Source organism: Micromonospora sp. CNZ297 (assembly GCF_007827625.1).
Genome location: NZ_VISU01000010.1, coordinates 47,397 through 62,571, shown reverse-complemented (window position 1 = coordinate 62,571; position 15,175 = coordinate 47,397). Strand labels below are relative to the sequence as shown.

Sequence of the window (15,175 nt, the reverse complement as noted above, 5' to 3'; positions counted from 1 at the left end):
ATTCGTCGATCATGGAGTTGTGGCCCCCGATCCGACCGGTATGCCCGGTCCGTGCGGGGTCGCAACTGCATGATCGACGGCGCTGGTCCTGGGGCTCAGGGTGGCGTGCAGGGCCAGGGTGGTTATGACGGCTGTCTCGGTGAGGATGAGGAGGCGCTCGATCAGGCCGAGCAGCGCGCGGTCGCCCGGGTAGGCGGACCAGATCATCGCGCCCGCCAGCACCAGGCTGGCCACGGTCAGTCCGCGCAGCCAGGCGGCGGCTCCGGCGACCGGGTGACGGGCGAGCAGCCAGCCGGCCACCGGCAGGGCCAGGAACGACAGCACCGAGGCGTACCGGTGCACGTACGCGGCGGTGTCCATGGGCGTGCCCGGCTCGTTCGTGGGCACCACGGCGGCGGCCAGCAGCCCGGTCGACCAGGCGGTCAGCAGCGCGAGCGGCACGCGGCCCGCACCGGCCCGGCGCAGCGACGGCAGCAGGACCAGGCTGGCCGCCGCGAGCACCGCCATCGCGGTGTCGATGACGCCGCCCCGATCGGAGACGGCGAAGTCGCTGACGGTCAGCGACCAGGGATCCAGGTCGTCGCTCACCTCGAGATGACCGACCATCGCGAGCACCGCCGCCAGGACGATCCCGCCGAGGGCCAGCAGGCCGCTGCTCCGCGTTCCAGGCATACGGCCAGCCTGTCGCCGGAACCGCCCCAGACGGATCCGGGACCACCACCCACTTCACTCCCCGGGTCGTCCCCTACCGGACCCCCGAGAACCGCGTCAGGTGAGGTCGGGTCGAGGTGGATCGTCCGCCCGGTCTCCCGCCGGTTGCGCGGCGGCGATCGATGCCAGCATCTGCTCCCTGAGATGTCTGCGCCGAGCCGCGCGCTCGGCGTCGTCCCACGAAGGATCGATTCGCCGGGCCCTGGCCTTGACGTCGTGCCATCTCGCCGCGTCGCTCATGGCCTGTGCTTCCTTTACGTCGATCAGGTGCTCGGGGGTCAGCTGCCGGCGGAGTCGGCGGTGGCCTCGGCGCGGGTCTGCCGGGTGCTGCTGATCCAGGTCATCGCCCACCCGGCCAGCGCGAACCCCGCAGCGGCCACCCCACCGATCAGCAGCAGCCGCCACGCCGAGTGGGTCAGCGCCGTACCGCCCAGGTGGCCGACGAGCGTGCCGTAGCTGGACCAGGCGAGCGCCGCCGCCGCCTCGTACGGCAGGAACAGGCGGTACGGGTAGCGGCTGCGCCCGGCCGAGAAGCAGGCAGCCATCCGGCCGCCGGGTACGAAACGGCAGAGCAGGATCACCATTGGCCCCGGTTCGCGCAGCCCACGGGTGACCCGGGTGACGGCGCGGCGTGCCCGTCCGGGTGGCGTGGCGCGTGCCGCGCGGCGGGTCGGCGTGCTGCGGCCGATCAGGTAGCAGGCCAGGTCACCGATGAACACACCGGCAGCGCCGACCGCGATGGTGAGCGGCAGGCTGAGCCCGCCGTACACCGTCAGCGCCCCACTGGTGATCATGACGAGCTGGGTCGGCACCACCGGGACGAAGGCGTCGGCGATCAGCAGGATCAGCAGCAGCGCGTACGCCCACATGGGCGACGCGACGTCAGAGATGAGTTCGGCCACGACCGCCACCTCGCCGGAGTTCTCCGTTCGACCGGATCGAGCCTGACGCCGTGCCCGGCGTCACCACCACCGGCCCCACCGCACGGTGACAGCCGACACCGGCAGGCCGTAGATGTGAAACGAGGCGGCCCGCCCGCGAGTGACGGGTCACCGGGGCATACGCGCCGGGGCGGGGCGGCGCGTCGTCGATTCCCGGCGTACCGTTGGTCGGACGCGGCACCGGAGCCGTCGGGTCCCCCGTTCCCGATGCCCGGGCCGCCGCGGGTCGCCGGCAGGTCCCGTGCCGGCGACCCGCACCCACTCTCCGAAACTCAGATGCGCCGTCGATACCCGCGTGCCTATCGTTCGGGCATGCGCAGCGCGGTAGTGACCACGACGCCGGGTGTTCCCGGCGCGCCGCACTGACGTTTCCGTCGACGAGGCCCCGGGGCGATCCGCTCCGGGGCCTCGCGGCGTTCCGGGCCTGCTCGCCTCCGGGTCGTACCCGATCAAGGAGAGCGACATGATCGACCACCGCAGGCTCGGCCGGGACCTGGAGCTGTTCGTCTCCGACCCGCTCGCGGGCGCCGGGCTGCCGATCTGGCTGCCGGCCGGCGCCGCCGCCCGGCACGCCGTCGAGGAGTACGTCCGGGAGCTGGAACGCCGGGCCGGCTACCAGCACGTCTACTCGCCGCCGCTCGGTAAGCGGGAACTGTTCGAGCTGTCCGGGCACCTGGGCTACTTCGCCGACGACATGTTCCCGCCGATGCGGCTGAGCGCCGACGACGAGTTCGTGCTGCGCCCGGCGCTCTGCCCGCACCACGCGCTCGTGTTCCGCGCCCGCGGCCGCTCCTACCGCGAGTTGCCGCTGCGGGTCGCCGAGCTGGGCGGCATGTACCGGGCGGAGCGTTCCGGTGTGCTCGGCGGGCTGTCCCGGGTGCGGGCCATCTCGCTCAACGACGCGCACAACTTCTGCGCGCTGGAGCAGGTCGGTGACGAGGTCCGCGAGATCCTGCGGCTGATCGGCGAGGCGCACGCCGCGCTCGGCGTCCGTCCCGCCGGGTTGCGGTTGTCGCTGCGCGGGCCGGGTCAGCGGTACGTGGGCGACGACGCCGGCTGGGCGCGGGCCGAGGAACTGCTCCGCGCGGCGCTCGACGGGGTGGACGTCGTCGAGGCGCCGGGGGAGGCCGCGTTCTACGGCCCGAAGATCGACATTCAGATCGTGGACGCGGCCGGCCGGGAGTCGACCATCTCCACCGTCCAGCTCGACTTCGACAAGCCGGAGCGGTTCGACCTGTCGTACACCGACTCGGACGGCCGCCGGAAACGGCCGGTGATGGTGCACCGCAGCCTGGTCGGCAGCATGGAGCGGCTGTTCGCGTACCTGATCGAGGTGCACGAGGGCGCGTTCCCCGTCTGGTACGCCCCGGTGCAGTTGCTGCTGCTCCCGGTGGACGCGGCGCAGGCCGACGCGGCCGTCGGGCTGGCCCGCCGGGCCGAGGCGGCCGGGCTGCGGGCCGAGGTGGACTACGCCGGTTCGCTCGGCGCCCGGATCCGGGACGCGTCCCGCCGCCGCGTCCCGTACACCGGGGTCCTCGGCCCCCGGGAGGCGGCCGACGGTTCGGTCTCGCTGCGCCTGCGCGACGGCCGGATGCTCGACCCGATGCCCGCCGCCGAGGCGCTGGGCCTGATCGGCGCGGTGGTCGCGAGCCGGTCGGCGGCGCTGCTCCCGGCCTGACCCCGGCCCGTCCGGGTGCCGGTGAGGCACCCGGACGGGGACCGGTGCCGGACCTGTGGCCGGGTCCACGTCAGTTCCCGACCGGCGTGCCGGCGCCGGCCCGCATCCCCGGCGGGCCGGCCGGGGCGGGCGCCGGCACCTCGTCCTCGATCACCGCGCCGCTGAACTGCGCCCGGTAGAGCCGGGCGTACGCGCCACCGGCGGCGACGAGCTGGTCGTGGGTGCCCTGCTCGACGATCCGGCCCTGCTCCATCATCAGGATCAGGTCGGCGTCGCGGATGGTGGAGAGCCGGTGCGCGATGACGAAGCTCGTCCGGTCCGAGCGCAGCGCCGCCATGGCGCGCTGGAGCAGCACCTCGGTCCGGGTGTCCACCGAGCTGGTCGCCTCGTCCAGGATCAGCAGCGACGGCTCGGCCAGGAACGCCCGAGCGATGGTGATGAGCTGCTTCTCCCCGGCGCTGACGTTGCTGCCCTCCTCGTCGATCACCGTGTCGTAGCCGTCCGGCAGGCTGCGGACGAACCGGTCCACGAAGGTCGCCCGGGCGGCGGCGAGGATCTCCTCCTCGGTGGCGTCCGGCCGGCCGTAGGCGATGTTGTCCCGGATGGTCCCGCCGAACAGCCAGGTGTCCTGGAGCACCATGCCGATCCGGCCGCGCAGGTCGTCGCGGCGCATCGTGGAGATGTCCACCCCGTCCAGCGTGATCCGCCCGGCGTCCAGCTCGTAGAACCGCATGACCAGGTTGACCAGCGTGGTCTTGCCGGCGCCGGTGGGACCGACGATGGCGACCGTGTGACCCGGCTCGGCGACCAGCGACAGGTCGTCGATGAGCGGCTTCTCCGGGTCGTACCGGAAGGAGACGTGCTCGAACTCGACCCGCCCGTGCGGGTCGGCGACCCGGGCCGGCTCGGCCGGGTCGGGGCTCTGCTCGTCGGCGTCGAGCACGGCGAAGACCCGCTCGGCCGAGGCGACCCCGGACTGCAGCAGGTTGGCCATCGACGCGACCTGGGTGAGCGGCTGGGTGAACTGCCGCGAGTACTGGATGAACGCCTGCACGTCACCGAGGCTCATCGAGCCCGACGCCACCCGCAGGCCGCCGACCACGGCGATCGCGACGTAGCTGAGGTTCCCGATGAAGAACATCGCCGGCATGATCAGCCCGGAGACGAACTGCGCGCCGAAGCCGGCCCGGAACAGCTCCTCGTTCTTGGCGTGGAAGGCGGCCTCGACCTCCTTCTGCCGGCCGAAGACCTTGACCAGCTCGTGCCCGGTGTACGCCTCCTCGATCTGGCCGTTCAGCTCGCCGGTGTGCTTCCACTGGGCGATGAACTTGCCCTGCGACCGCTTGGCGATCAGGCTGGTGACCACCACCGACAGCGGCACCGCGACGAGCGCGACGACAGCCAGCAACGGCGAGATCCAGAACATCATCCCGAGTACGCCGACGACGGTGAGCAGCGACGTGAGCAACTGGCTCAGCGTCTGCTGGAGCGTCTGCGACACGTTGTCGATGTCGTTCGTGACGCGGCTCAGCAGCTCACCGCGGGGCTGCTTGTCGAAGTAGGGCAGCGGCAGCCGGTTGAGCTTGTCCTCCACGTCGGCGCGCAGCGTCAGCACGGTGCGCTGCACCACCCCGTTGAGCACCCAGCCCTGCGCCCACTGGAGCATGCTGGCGCCGATGTAGAGCACGACGGCGAACGCCAGCACCCGGCCCAGCGCGTCGAAGTCGATGCCGGTCCCCGGGATCACGTCCATCCGGGCCAGCATGTCGGCGAAGTTGCCGTTGCCCTCGGCGCGGGCCGCCTCCGCCGCCGCCTCGGTGGTGGTGCCGGGCGGAAGCTGCCGCCCGATCACCCCGCTGAAGATGATGTCGGTGGCGTGGCCGAGCACCTTCGGCCCGATGACGCTGAGCCCGACGCTGGCCAGGGCCAGCGCGAGCACGCCGGTGAGCTGGAGCCGGTACGGCCGCAGCCGTGCCAGCAGCCGGCGTGCCGACGGCCCGAAGTTCATCGCCTTCTCGGCCGGCATGCCCATGCTCATGTGCGGCGGGCCGCCAGCGGGGCGCCGTCCGGCCGGCGGCAGCCGCGTCGGCTCGTTCTTCTGCTGCGGAACCGGTGGCGTCCCGCTGTTCCCCCCGGTCGGCGCGCTCACGCGGCCACCTCCGCCGTCTGCTGCGACGCGACGATCTCGGCGTACGTGGGGCAGCTCTCCAGCAGTTCCTCATGTCGTCCCATCCCGACGACACCCCCGTCCTCGAGCACGATGATCTGGTCGGCGTCGATGATCGTGGAGACCCGCTGGGCCACGATCACCACCGCCGCGTCCGCGGTGACCGGCTTGAGGGCGGCCCGCAGCCGGGCGTCCGTGCCGAGGTCGAGCGCGGAGAAGGAGTCGTCGAAGAGATAGATCTCCGGTTTGCGGACGAGCGCGCGGGCGATGGCCAGGCGTTGCCGCTGGCCGCCGGAGACGTTGGTGCCGCCCTGCGCGATCGGCGCCTCCAGCCCGCCCGGCATCTCGGTGACGAAGTCACGCGCCTGGGCGATCTCCAGCGCGGCCCACAGGTCCGCGTCGGTGGCGTCCGGGTTGCCGTAGCGCAGGTTGCTGGCGACGGTGCCGGTGAACAGGTACGGCCGCTGGGGCACCAGCCCGATCCGCCGCCACAGCTCGTCCGGGGCCAGGTCCCGTACGTCCACGCCGTCGACCAGGACCGCGCCGGCGGTCGGGTCGACGAGCCGGGGGATGAGCGTCAGCAGCGTGGTCTTGCCGGCGCCGGTGGAACCGATGATCGCGGTGGTGCGGCCCGGTTCGGCGCGGAACGAGATGTCGTGCAGCACCGGCGCGCTCGCGCCCGGGTACTGGAATCCGGCGCCGCGTAGTTCCAGTTCGCCGCGGCCGGTGACCTCGGTGACCGGGTCGGTGGCCGGCACCACCGACGAGTCGGTGTCCAGCACCTCCTCGATGCGCTCGGCGCAGACCGCCGCCCGGGGCACCATCATCAGCATGAAGGTGGCCATCATGACCGCCATCAGGATCTGCATCAGGTATTGCAGGAACGCGGTGAGCGCGCCGACCTGGATCTGACCGGAGTCGACCCGTGCCGCGCCGAACCAGAGCACGGCGACGCTGGAGACGTTCAGCACCAGCATCACGATCGGGAAGATCAGCGCCTGAAGCCGTCCGATCCGCAGCGCGGTGGTGGTCAGGTCGGTGTTCGCGACCCGGAACCGGTCGGTCTCGTACGGCTCGCGGACGAACGCCCGGACCACCCGGATGCCGGTGATCTGCTCGCGGAGCACCCGGTTGACGGTGTCGATCCGGGTCTGCATGAGCCGGAAGCCCGGCACCATCCGGCGGATGATCAGGCCCAGCGCGACTGCGAGCACCGGTACGCAGACCAGCATCAGCCAGGAGAGCCCGACGTCCTCGCGCAGCGCCATCACCACGCCGCCGACGCTCATGATCGGCGCGGCCACCAGCATGGTGCAGCTCAGCAGCACCAGCATCTGCACCTGCTGGACGTCGTTGGTGTTGCGGGTGATCAGGGACGGCGCTCCGAACCGGGCGACCTCGCGGGCGGAGAAGCTGTTGACGCGGCGGAAGATCGAGCCGCGTACGTCGCGGCCGAACGCCATCGCGGTCTTCGCGCCGAAGTAGACGGCGGCGATCGAACAGGCGATCTGGAGCAGGCTGACCACCAGCATCCACCCGCCCGTACGCAGGATCTGGTCGGTGTCGCCGACGGCGACGCCCCGGTCGATGATGTCGGCGTTCAGGCTGGGCAGGTAGAGCGAGGCGATGGTGCCGACGAACTGGAACGCCACCACGGCGGCCAGCCATCGTCGGTACGGGTGCAGATGTGAGCGGAGCAGGCGGATCAACACGGATGGCTCCCCGTTGGCGGCTCGGTGTCGGACTCGCTGTCCCGGTTCAACCGACGGAGGTCCCCGTCGGACATGCCGGTGATGATTTCGATCAGGAACTGGCGGATCACCGCCCGGTTGGCCGGGTCGGCGTCGACCGACGTCAACGGCCGGTCGCTGTGGATCATGTCGATGATGGCGCGGGCGTGCTCGCCGCCCTTGTCGGTCAGCGTGAGCCGGACCGTGCGGCGGTCCTCCGGGTCGCGACGGCGGCTGACGAAGCCGTCGCGTTCGAGGGTGTCCACGATGCCGGTGAGCGTGGCGGGCCGGACGAAGCACAGCTCGGCCATTTCCCGGTGGCTCACGTCGCCGGAACGGAGGAGGATCATCAGGACCCGCATGCCGGCGGACGTGAGCCCGTGGTGTTCGGCCAGGTAACGCCCCCAGTGCTGCTCGACGACGTGACCGGCGATCGAGATCAGCCGGCCGAGTGGCGCGTGGTGCAACGCGTCGGGGAAGCGGACGAGCGGGCCCATGTTCACGAGCGTCAGATTAGCTCCCGAACCATCAGGCCCCAAACTATTTCTGAGAATCTCCTCAGCCGCGGTCGGCGCGTGCCCGGGACGGCTCGTCGGGGGCGGTGGCGACGTACTCCCGCATCACCTCGGTGACCTCGCGCAGGAACGCGGTGGTGGCCTCGGCCTGCTCGGGCGTGAGCCGGGCGACCGCCCGGTCGACGCCGACGAGCATCGGGCGCAGCGCCTCCAGCACCTCGCTCACAGCGCTCTCGGTCACCTGGAGGCTGAGTCGCCGCCTGTCGTGCGGGTGGGGGGTCCGGGCGACGTGACCGGCCTGCACGAGCCGGTCGACGAGCGTGGTCGCCGAGGCGGACCGGATGCCGAGCCGGTTGCCCAGTTCCACCGGGCCCAGTGGCTCCGGGCTGGAGACCAGGTGGTCGATCGCCGCCGCGTCGGTGGCGTTGAGGCCCAGGCGGCGGGCCAGCGCGGCCCGGGTGTCACCCGCGATCCGCAGCACGTCGCGCAGCGCGCGGGAGGCCTCGCTGCTCGGCGGCGGACCCGGCGCGGGCTCTCCGGTTGACGGCACCCCTTCCATGGGATAAAGCTAGCATCTCGGGTAGCTAGAGAATCTAGCTAAAAGGAGGGCGAGATGCGCGGCGACGGGCGCGGACGCTGGTTCGGGCTGCTGGCCATCAGCCTCGGCGTAGCGATGATCATCGTGGACGCCACGATCGTGAACGTCGCGGTGCCGCAGATCATCCGGGACCTCGACATCACCTCCACCGACGCGCAGTGGGTGCAGGAGGCGTACACCCTGGTCTTCGCGGCGCTGCTGCTGGTCGCCGGTCGCTTCGCCGACCGGTCCGGGCGGCGGCGGATGTTCCTCGTCGGCGTCACCGTGTTCGTGGTCGCGAGCGTGCTCGCGGCGCTCGCCGGCTCCGGCGAGACACTCATCGCCTCCCGGGTGCTCCAGGGCGTCGGCGGGGCGATGATGCTGCCCACCTCGCTCTCCCTGCTCAACGCCAACTTCACCGGCCGGGAGAAGGGCATCGCGTTCGCCGTCTGGGGCTCCACGATCGGTGGCGCGGCGGCGCTCGGGCCGCTGCTCGGCGGCTGGCTCACCACCACGTACTCCTGGCGGTGGGCCTTCGGCATCAACGTGCCGGTCGGCCTGGCCGTGATCGTCGCGACGCTCGTGCTCGTGGCCGAGTCCCGCGACGAGCGGGCCGAGCGCGGGGTGGACCTGCTCGGCGCGCTGCTCTCGGTGGTCGGCATGACCGGCGTGGTCTTCGCGCTGATCGAGGGCCGCACCTACGGCTGGTGGGAGCGGGAGCGGCCGTTGCGCCTGTTCGGGCTGGACTGGACCGCGTCGATCTCGCCGGTGCCGGTGGCCGCGCTGGTGGGTCTCGTTGCGCTCGGCATCTTCCTGGCCCAGCAGGTACGCCGCAACCGGGCCGGCCGCCCGGCGCTGCTCGACCTGTCGTTGTTCGGCATCGGTTCGTTCCGCAACGGCATCCTGGCCGCCGCGATCGTCAGCCTGGGCGAGTTCGGCCTGCTGTTCGCGCTGCCGCTGTGGTTCCAGAACGTGCTCGGCTACAGCGCCTTCCGGACCGGCCTGGCGCTGCTGCCGCTCGCCGTCGGCAGCTTCCTGGCCAGCGGCATCGGCGCGCCGCTGACCCAGCGCTGGGGCGCGGCCCGGGTGGTCCAGCTCGGCGTGGCCGCCGAACTGGTCGGCGTGGCCGGGCTCGGGTTCGTGGTCGCGCCGGACACCAGTTGGTGGGCGCCGCTGGGCTTCCTGTTCGTGTACGGCGTCGGCGTCGGCCTGGCCACCGCCCAGCTCACCGGCGTCTCGCTGTCGCAGGTGCCGGTACGCCTCAGCGGCCAGGGCTCGGGCCTGCAGAGCACCGCCCGGCAGGTCGGCTCCGCGCTCGGCATCGCGGTGCTCGGCACCGTGCTCTTCGCCGGTCTCGGCGGGATCCTCGGCGACCGCCTGGCCGACCAGCCCGGACTCACCCCGGTCCAGCGGGACCAGGTGGTGAGCGCGGTCAAGGAGAGCGCCGGTGCGGCGATCACCGGGTTGGAGGCGGACCCGCGTACCGCCCCGATCGCGGAGGAGGCGAAGCGGGCGTTCTCCGACGCCACCAGGTACGCGGCCTTCGCGGGCGCCGGGTTCCTGCTGATCGGCCTGGTCGCCTGCATGCGCCTGCCGACGGTGCGCCATGAGGAGACCGGGGAGTCCCCGCCCGCCGAGGCGGAGCCGGCCCGGGCCTGAGCCGCGTCCCCGCCGGGGCCGTCCCGGCCGGGCATGCCGTCGGCTCATCCGCCGAGGGCGACCGTCAGCGCCGCGGCCACGAAGACGACCTGGAGCACCGTACGGACGCCGAGCGGCGTCACCGGGCGGCCGGCGAGCGTGAGGCGACGCCGCGCTGCCGACACGTTCGCCGGGAACATGGCGAGCATCAGCAGCACCAGCCCGGCCGCAGCCGGGCGCGCGGTGGCCGGGAACAGCAGGGCGAGCGCGCCGGCGAGTTCCAGCACGCCGGTGACTGTGACCAGCAGGCCGGGCCGGGGCAGCGACGGCGGGACCATCGCGATCAGGTCGGCCCGGCGGGACGCGAAGTGGGCCACGCCGGTCAGCACGAACATCAGCGCCAGCCCGACCCGCAGCGCGGGGTGCCACCCGTCCAGGGCGTCCATGCCGAGCAGGCCGGCGATCCGGGCCAGCGCGGTGCCGGCGAGGAGTGCGATCAGGGGTGCCATTGTCGATCCCTCCGACGAATATCTTGTCGCTGACAAGATTGCGTCGACGGGTGCCATCTTGTCAATGACAAGTTAGGGTGACGGCATGGCCTCGTACCACCACGGCGACCTCCGCCGCGTCCTGCTGAGCACCGCCGCCGAGGCGATCGCCGAGTCCGGGCCGGCCGCGCTGAGCCTGCGTGAACTGGCCCGGCGCGCCGGCGTCTCGCACGCCGCGCCCGCGCACCACTTCGGCGACAAGGCCGGGCTGCTCACCGCGCTCGCCACGCAGGGCTTCGACCTGCTCGCCGACGCGTTGCGGCAGGCCGGGGACGACCTGCTCGACACCGGCGTGGCCTACGTCGGGTTCGCGGTGCGGCACCGCGCGCACTTCGACGTCATGTTCCGGCCCGAGCTGTACCGGGCCGACGCCCCGGAGCTGGTCGCCGCCCGCGCCCGGTCGGGGGATGTGCTGCGCGAGGGGGTGGCCCGGCACACCGGTCGGGAGCCGGACGCGGACGCGCTCGCCGCCTGGTCGATCGTGCACGGCTTCGCCACGCTCTGGCTCTCCGGCGCGCTGCCACCACGGGTGGGCGACGACCCGGAGGCCGCCGCCCGTACCGTGATCAGGCGGTTGTTCGACTGAGCCGGCGGGCCGGTCGGGGCGTCACCAGCTCGTGGGCAGCGGCATCCCCTCGGTGTACCCGGCGGCGCTCTGCACGCCGACGAGCGCCCGCTCGTGGAACTCCTCCAGGCTGCGCGCCCCCGCGTACGTGAACGCGCTGCGTACGCCGGAGATGATCTCGTCGATCAGGTCCTCGACGCCGGGCCGGTTCGGGTCCAGATACATCCGGGCCGAGGAGATGCCCTCCTCGAAGATCGCCTTGCGGGCCCTGTCGAACGCGCTGTCCTCGGCCGTACGGGCGCTCACCGCACGCGACGACGCCATGCCGAAGCTCTCCTTGTAGCGCCGCCCGTCGGCGTCGGTGTAGAGGTCGCCGGGGGACTCGTAGGTGCCGGCGAACCAGGAGCCGATCATCACGTTCGAGGCGCCCGCCGCGAGCGCCAGCGCCACGTCCCGCGGGTGGCGTACGCCGCCGTCGGCCCAGACGTGCCGCCCCAGCGAGCGGGCCGCCGCCGCGCAGTCGAGCACGGCGGAGAACTGCGGGCGGCCCACGCCGGTCATCATCCGGGTGGTGCACATCGCACCCGGTCCGACGCCGACCTTCACGATGTCCGCGCCCGCGTCGACCAGGTCGCGTACGCCGTCGGCGGTCACCACGTTCCCGGCCGCCACCGGCACCGGCGGGTCCAGCCGGCGGACCGCCCGCAGCGCCTGGAGCATCCGCTCCTGGTGCCCGTGCGCGGTGTCCACGACGAGCGTGTCCACCCCGGCCTCCAGCAGCGCGGCGGCCTTGCCGGTGACGTCGCCGTTGATGCCCACTGCGGCGGCGATCCGCAGCCGCCCCCGGTCGTCCACTGCGGGCTTGTAGAGCGTGGCGCGCAGAGCGCCCTGCCGGGTCAGCACCCCGATCAGGCGTCCGTCGCCGTCCACCACCGGCGCGAGCCGCCGCCGGCCCGCCGACAGCCGGTCGAATCCGGTACGCGGGTCCGCGTCCGCCGGAACGGTGTGCAGCTCGGTCGACATCACGTGCCGGAGCTGGGCGAAGCGGTCCACCCCGACGGTGTCCGCCTCGGTCACCACACCCATCGGCCGGCCGTCCGCGTCGACCACGACCACCGCGCCGTGCGAACGCTTGGGCAGCAGGTGAATGGCGTCGCCGACGGTGTCGGTCGGGCCGAGCGTGATCGCCGTGTCGTGCACCAGGTGCCGCTGCTTGACCCAGCCGACCACGTTGGCGACGACCTCGATCGGGATGTCCTGCGGGATCACCGCCACCGCGCCGCGCCGGGCCACGGTCTCGGCCATCCGCCGGCCCGCGACGGCTGTCATGTTCGCCACCACGAGCGGGATCGTGGTGCCGGTCCCGTCGGTGGTGGCCAGGTCGACGTCGAGCCGGGAGCCCACCTCGGAACGGTTGGGCGCCATGAAGACGTCGTTGTAGGTCAGGTCGTGCGCGGGGACCGCGCCGTGAAGGAACCGCACCCGGCCATCATTCCCGCCCGAGCGCGGTCCCGCCCCCGGTGGTGGCTCAGACCACCCGGCCCCGCGCTGTTAAGAAGGGGCCCCTTCTCTACCTCAGGCGTTAAGAAGGGGCCCTTCCTTACACCTCAGGCGATGGTGCAGATCGCCGCGCCGGCGGTGATCACCGCGCCGACCTCGGCGGCGAGCCCGCTGACAGTGCCGGCCTTGTGCGCGTGCAGCGGCTGCTCCATCTTCATCGCCTCCAGCACCACGACCAGCTCGCCCTCGGCCACCTCGTCGCCGTCGGCGACGGCGATCTTCACGATCGTGCCCTGCATCGGGGAGGTGAGCGTGTCACCGCTGACCGCGGCACCCGCCTTGCCTCCGCCACCCCGGCGGGCCGGCTTCTTCGCGGCGGGCGCGGCTGCCGCCGTACCCGCGCCGAGCCCGGCGGGGAGGACGACCTCCAGCCGCTTGCCGCCCACCTCGACCACGACGGTCTCGCGCTCGGCCGGCTCGTCGGCGGCGCCGGCGGTGGCGGTGAAGGCCGGTACGGTGTTGTCCCACTCGGTCTCGATCCACCGGGTGTGCACGGTGAACGGCTCGGCGGTGAACGCCTCGTCGCGGATCACCAGGCGGTGGAAGGGCAGCGCCGTGGCCATGCCGTCGACCACCATCTCGTCGAGCGCCCGGCGGGCCCGCTCCAGCGCCTCGGTACGCGTCTCGCCGACGATGATCACCTTGGCCAGCAGCGAGTCGAAGTTGCCGCCGATCACGTCGCCGGCCGAGATGCCGGTGTCCACCCGCACGCCCGGCCCGGAGGGCAGGCGCAGGGCGGTGACGGTGCCCGGTGCGGGCAGGAAGTTGCGGCCCGGGTCCTCGCCGTTGATGCGGAACTCGATGGCGTGCCCGCGCGGCGTCGGGTCCTCGGTGAAGCGCAGCTTCTCCCCGTCGGCGATGCGGAACTGCTCGCGGACCAGGTCGATGCCGGCGGTCTCCTCGGTCACCGGGTGCTCGACCTGGAGCCGCGTGTTGACCTCCAGGAACGAGATCGTGCCGTCCACGCCGACCAGGTATTCCACGGTGCCGGCACCGTGGTAGCCGGCCTCCCGGCAGATGGCCTTGGCGCTGTCGTGGATCTGGGCCCGCTGGGCGTCGGTGAGGAACGGCGCGGGCGCCTCCTCGACCAGCTTCTGGTGCCGGCGCTGAAGCGAGCAGTCCCGGGTGCCCACCACGATCACGTTGCCGTGCTGGTCGGCCAGCACCTGCGCCTCGACGTGGCGCGGCTTGTCCAGGTAGCGCTCGACGAAGCACTCGCCGCGGCCGAACGCGGCGACCGCCTCGCGGGTGGCCGACTCGAACAGGTGCGGGATCTCCTCCATGGTGCGGGCGACCTTGAGGCCGCGCCCGCCACCGCCGAAGGCGGCCTTGATGGCGACCGGCAGGCCGTGGTCGACGGCGAACGCCATCACCTCGTCGGCGTTGCCCACCGGGTCCGGGGTGCCGGGCACCAGCGGCGCGCCGGCGCGCTGCGCGATGTGCCGGGCGGTCACCTTGTCGCCCAGGTCGCGGATCGCCTGCGGGGTGGGGCCGATCCAGGTCAGCCCGGCGTCGATGACGGCCTGGGCGAAGTCGGCGTTCTCGGAGAGGAAGCCGTAGCCGGGGTGCACCGCGTCCGCGCCGGAGCGGGCCGCCACGTCGATCAGCTTGTCGATGCGCAGGTAGCTGTCCGCGGCGGTGTCGCCGCCGAGGGCGTACGCCTCGTCGGCGAGCGTGGCGTGCAGGGCGTCCCGGTCGGAGTCCGCGTAGACGGCGACGCTGGCCAGCCCGGCGTCGCGGCAGGCGCGGATGACGCGGACGGCGATCTCGCCGCGGTTGGCGATGAGAACCTTGCGCACCTTGTGGCTCCTCCCGGGAGGTCGTTGCCGGGAGTTTAGCGGCCGAGCTGAGGAGCCTAACGATCGCTCAGTGTGGGATGCGGCACTGTAGTCAAACTTGGTTATTACGCTTGTCCCGTGTCGGCGACGCGGATGATGATTCTCGGCCTGGTCAGGTGGATGCAGCCGGTGCACGGCTACGACGTGCGCCGCGAACTGCTCAGTTGGAGCGCGGACAAGTGGGCGAACGTGCAGCCCGGCTCGATCTACCACGCGCTGCGCAAGCTCACCGACGAGGGCCTGCTGCGGACCGTCTCGGTCGAGCAGGTGGGCGCCCGTCCGGCGCGTACCACGTACGAGGTGACGGCGAAGGGGGAGGGCGAGTTCGAGACGCTGCTGCGGGCGCAGTGGTGGCAGGTCCAGGAGCCGCCCGATCCGTTCGTCGCGGCGTTCTCCTTCCTGCCGGCGATGCCCCGCGACGAGGCCGCGGCGGCGCTGCGCAACCGGGCGAACCTGCTGCGGGCCGGGGTGGAATCGATGCGGGCCTCGCTCGACTCGGACTGGGTGCGCACCCGCAAGCCGGTGCACGTCGGGTGGATGTTCGAGCTGTGGCTGGCCCGCGCCGAGGCGGAGACGGCCTGGTGCGAGCGGATCGCGGAGCGGATCGAGTCGGGAGTGTCGTACCTGCCCGATGGGATGGAGCAGGCCGAGGGCTGGTCGGGCTGGTCCGACGGATCACGGTGACACGACATAATCAACGTTGACCA

At 72.5% G+C, this 15,175-nt stretch carries 14 protein-coding genes; 4 read left to right on the top strand and 10 right to left on the bottom strand.

The features are described from left to right. Nucleotides 1-9 precede the first annotated feature (9 nt). The 3 genes from FB454_RS18855 to FB454_RS18845 form a co-directional block, all read right to left on the bottom strand. Nucleotides 10-672 (bottom strand): DUF998 domain-containing protein, encoded by a 663-nt coding sequence (locus FB454_RS18855; protein WP_145754393.1) that lies wholly within the window; start codon nt 670-672, stop codon nt 10-12. Between the two features lie 96 nt (nt 673-768). After that, a complete protein-coding gene (locus FB454_RS18850; RefSeq protein ID WP_141722566.1) occupies nt 769-951 on the bottom strand; it encodes a hypothetical protein in 183 nt (60 codons plus the stop codon). A gap of 38 nt (nt 952-989) precedes the next feature. Next, nucleotides 990-1,613: a DedA family protein gene (locus tag FB454_RS18845; protein ID WP_013473989.1), complete on the bottom strand. Its 624-nt coding sequence runs from the start codon at nt 1,611-1,613 to the stop codon at nt 990-992. Between the two features lie 502 nt (nt 1,614-2,115). Between FB454_RS18845 and thrS the strand changes: the two genes are divergently transcribed. After that, complete coding sequence (gene thrS, locus FB454_RS18840) at nt 2,116-3,330, top strand: threonine--tRNA ligase (protein ID WP_145754390.1); 1,215 nt, start codon at nt 2,116-2,118, stop codon at nt 3,328-3,330. Between the two features lie 70 nt (nt 3,331-3,400). On the opposite strand, the gene FB454_RS18835 is transcribed toward thrS, so the two are convergent. The 4 genes from FB454_RS18835 to FB454_RS18820 all read right to left on the bottom strand — a co-directional run bounded on the left by FB454_RS18835 (nt 3,401) and on the right by FB454_RS18820 (nt 8,301). Further along, the gene (locus tag FB454_RS18835; RefSeq protein WP_145754387.1) at nt 3,401-5,479 is read right to left on the bottom strand and encodes an ABC transporter ATP-binding protein; all 2,079 of its coding nucleotides are present in this window, start codon (nt 5,477-5,479) and stop codon (nt 3,401-3,403) included. After that, a complete protein-coding gene (locus FB454_RS18830) occupies nt 5,476-7,209 on the bottom strand; it encodes an ABC transporter ATP-binding protein (protein WP_013284026.1) in 1,734 nt (577 codons plus the stop codon). The genes FB454_RS18835 and FB454_RS18830 overlap by 4 nt, the downstream gene beginning before the upstream one ends. Continuing rightward, nucleotides 7,203-7,724, bottom strand: coding sequence for a MarR family winged helix-turn-helix transcriptional regulator (locus FB454_RS18825; protein WP_030270693.1), 522 nt, complete (start codon nt 7,722-7,724; stop codon nt 7,203-7,205). Before FB454_RS18825 ends, FB454_RS18830 begins: the two co-directional genes overlap by 7 nt. A gap of 61 nt (nt 7,725-7,785) precedes the next feature. Further along, on the bottom strand, nt 7,786-8,301 hold the full coding sequence (locus FB454_RS18820; protein WP_013284028.1) for a MarR family winged helix-turn-helix transcriptional regulator: 516 nt from the start codon (nt 8,299-8,301) through the stop codon (nt 7,786-7,788). 54 nt (nt 8,302-8,355) lie between these two features. Here FB454_RS18820 and FB454_RS18815 point away from each other — a divergent pair, with 54 nt between their 5' ends. Further along, a complete protein-coding gene (locus FB454_RS18815; RefSeq protein WP_145823251.1) occupies nt 8,356-9,978 on the top strand; it encodes a DHA2 family efflux MFS transporter permease subunit in 1,623 nt (540 codons plus the stop codon). A gap of 44 nt (nt 9,979-10,022) precedes the next feature. Here the strand turns inward: FB454_RS18815 and FB454_RS18810 are convergent, their stop codons facing one another. Continuing rightward, nucleotides 10,023-10,466, bottom strand: a complete 444-nt coding sequence (locus FB454_RS18810) for a DoxX family membrane protein (protein ID WP_145823250.1) — start codon at nt 10,464-10,466, stop codon at nt 10,023-10,025. An 85-nt stretch (nt 10,467-10,551) separates the two neighbouring features. Here FB454_RS18810 and FB454_RS18805 point away from each other — a divergent pair, with 85 nt between their 5' ends. Then, nucleotides 10,552-11,091 (top strand): TetR/AcrR family transcriptional regulator, encoded by a 540-nt coding sequence (locus FB454_RS18805; protein WP_013284031.1) that lies wholly within the window; start codon nt 10,552-10,554, stop codon nt 11,089-11,091. A 21-nt stretch (nt 11,092-11,112) separates the two neighbouring features. Here the strand turns inward: FB454_RS18805 and FB454_RS18800 are convergent, their stop codons facing one another. Both FB454_RS18800 and FB454_RS18795 read right to left on the bottom strand, forming a co-directional pair. Then, a complete protein-coding gene (locus FB454_RS18800) occupies nt 11,113-12,552 on the bottom strand; it encodes a GuaB1 family IMP dehydrogenase-related protein (protein ID WP_013284032.1) in 1,440 nt (479 codons plus the stop codon). Between the two features lie 125 nt (nt 12,553-12,677). Continuing rightward, nucleotides 12,678-14,429 (bottom strand): acetyl/propionyl/methylcrotonyl-CoA carboxylase subunit alpha, encoded by a 1,752-nt coding sequence (locus FB454_RS18795; RefSeq protein WP_013473998.1) that lies wholly within the window; start codon nt 14,427-14,429, stop codon nt 12,678-12,680. Between the two features lie 132 nt (nt 14,430-14,561). On the opposite strand from FB454_RS18795, the gene FB454_RS18790 reads away from it, so the two are divergent. After that, complete coding sequence (locus FB454_RS18790; protein ID WP_145823282.1) at nt 14,562-15,152, top strand: PadR family transcriptional regulator; 591 nt, start codon at nt 14,562-14,564, stop codon at nt 15,150-15,152. The last annotated feature ends 23 nt before the right edge of the window (nt 15,153-15,175 follow it).

Bases quoted from the DNA above. Each gene is read 5' to 3' on its own strand.
- FB454_RS18855 (WP_145754393.1), bottom strand. From the start codon at position 672: ATGCCTGGAACGCGGAGCAGCGGCCTGCTGGCCCTCGGCGGGATCGTC.
- FB454_RS18850 (WP_141722566.1), bottom strand. From the start codon at position 951: ATGAGCGACGCGGCGAGATGGCACGACGTCAAGGCCAGGGCCCGGCGA.
- thrS (WP_145754390.1), top strand. From the start codon at position 2,116: ATGATCGACCACCGCAGGCTCGGCCGGGACCTGGAGCTGTTCGTCTCC.
- FB454_RS18825 (WP_030270693.1), bottom strand. From the start codon at position 7,724: ATGGGCCCGCTCGTCCGCTTCCCCGACGCGTTGCACCACGCGCCACTC.
- FB454_RS18820 (WP_013284028.1), bottom strand. From the start codon at position 8,301: ATGGAAGGGGTGCCGTCAACCGGAGAGCCCGCGCCGGGTCCGCCGCCG.
- FB454_RS18815 (WP_145823251.1), top strand. From the start codon at position 8,356: ATGCGCGGCGACGGGCGCGGACGCTGGTTCGGGCTGCTGGCCATCAGC.
- FB454_RS18810 (WP_145823250.1), bottom strand. From the start codon at position 10,466: ATGGCACCCCTGATCGCACTCCTCGCCGGCACCGCGCTGGCCCGGATC.
- FB454_RS18805 (WP_013284031.1), top strand. From the start codon at position 10,552: ATGGCCTCGTACCACCACGGCGACCTCCGCCGCGTCCTGCTGAGCACC.
- FB454_RS18790 (WP_145823282.1), top strand. From the start codon at position 14,562: ATGATGATTCTCGGCCTGGTCAGGTGGATGCAGCCGGTGCACGGCTAC.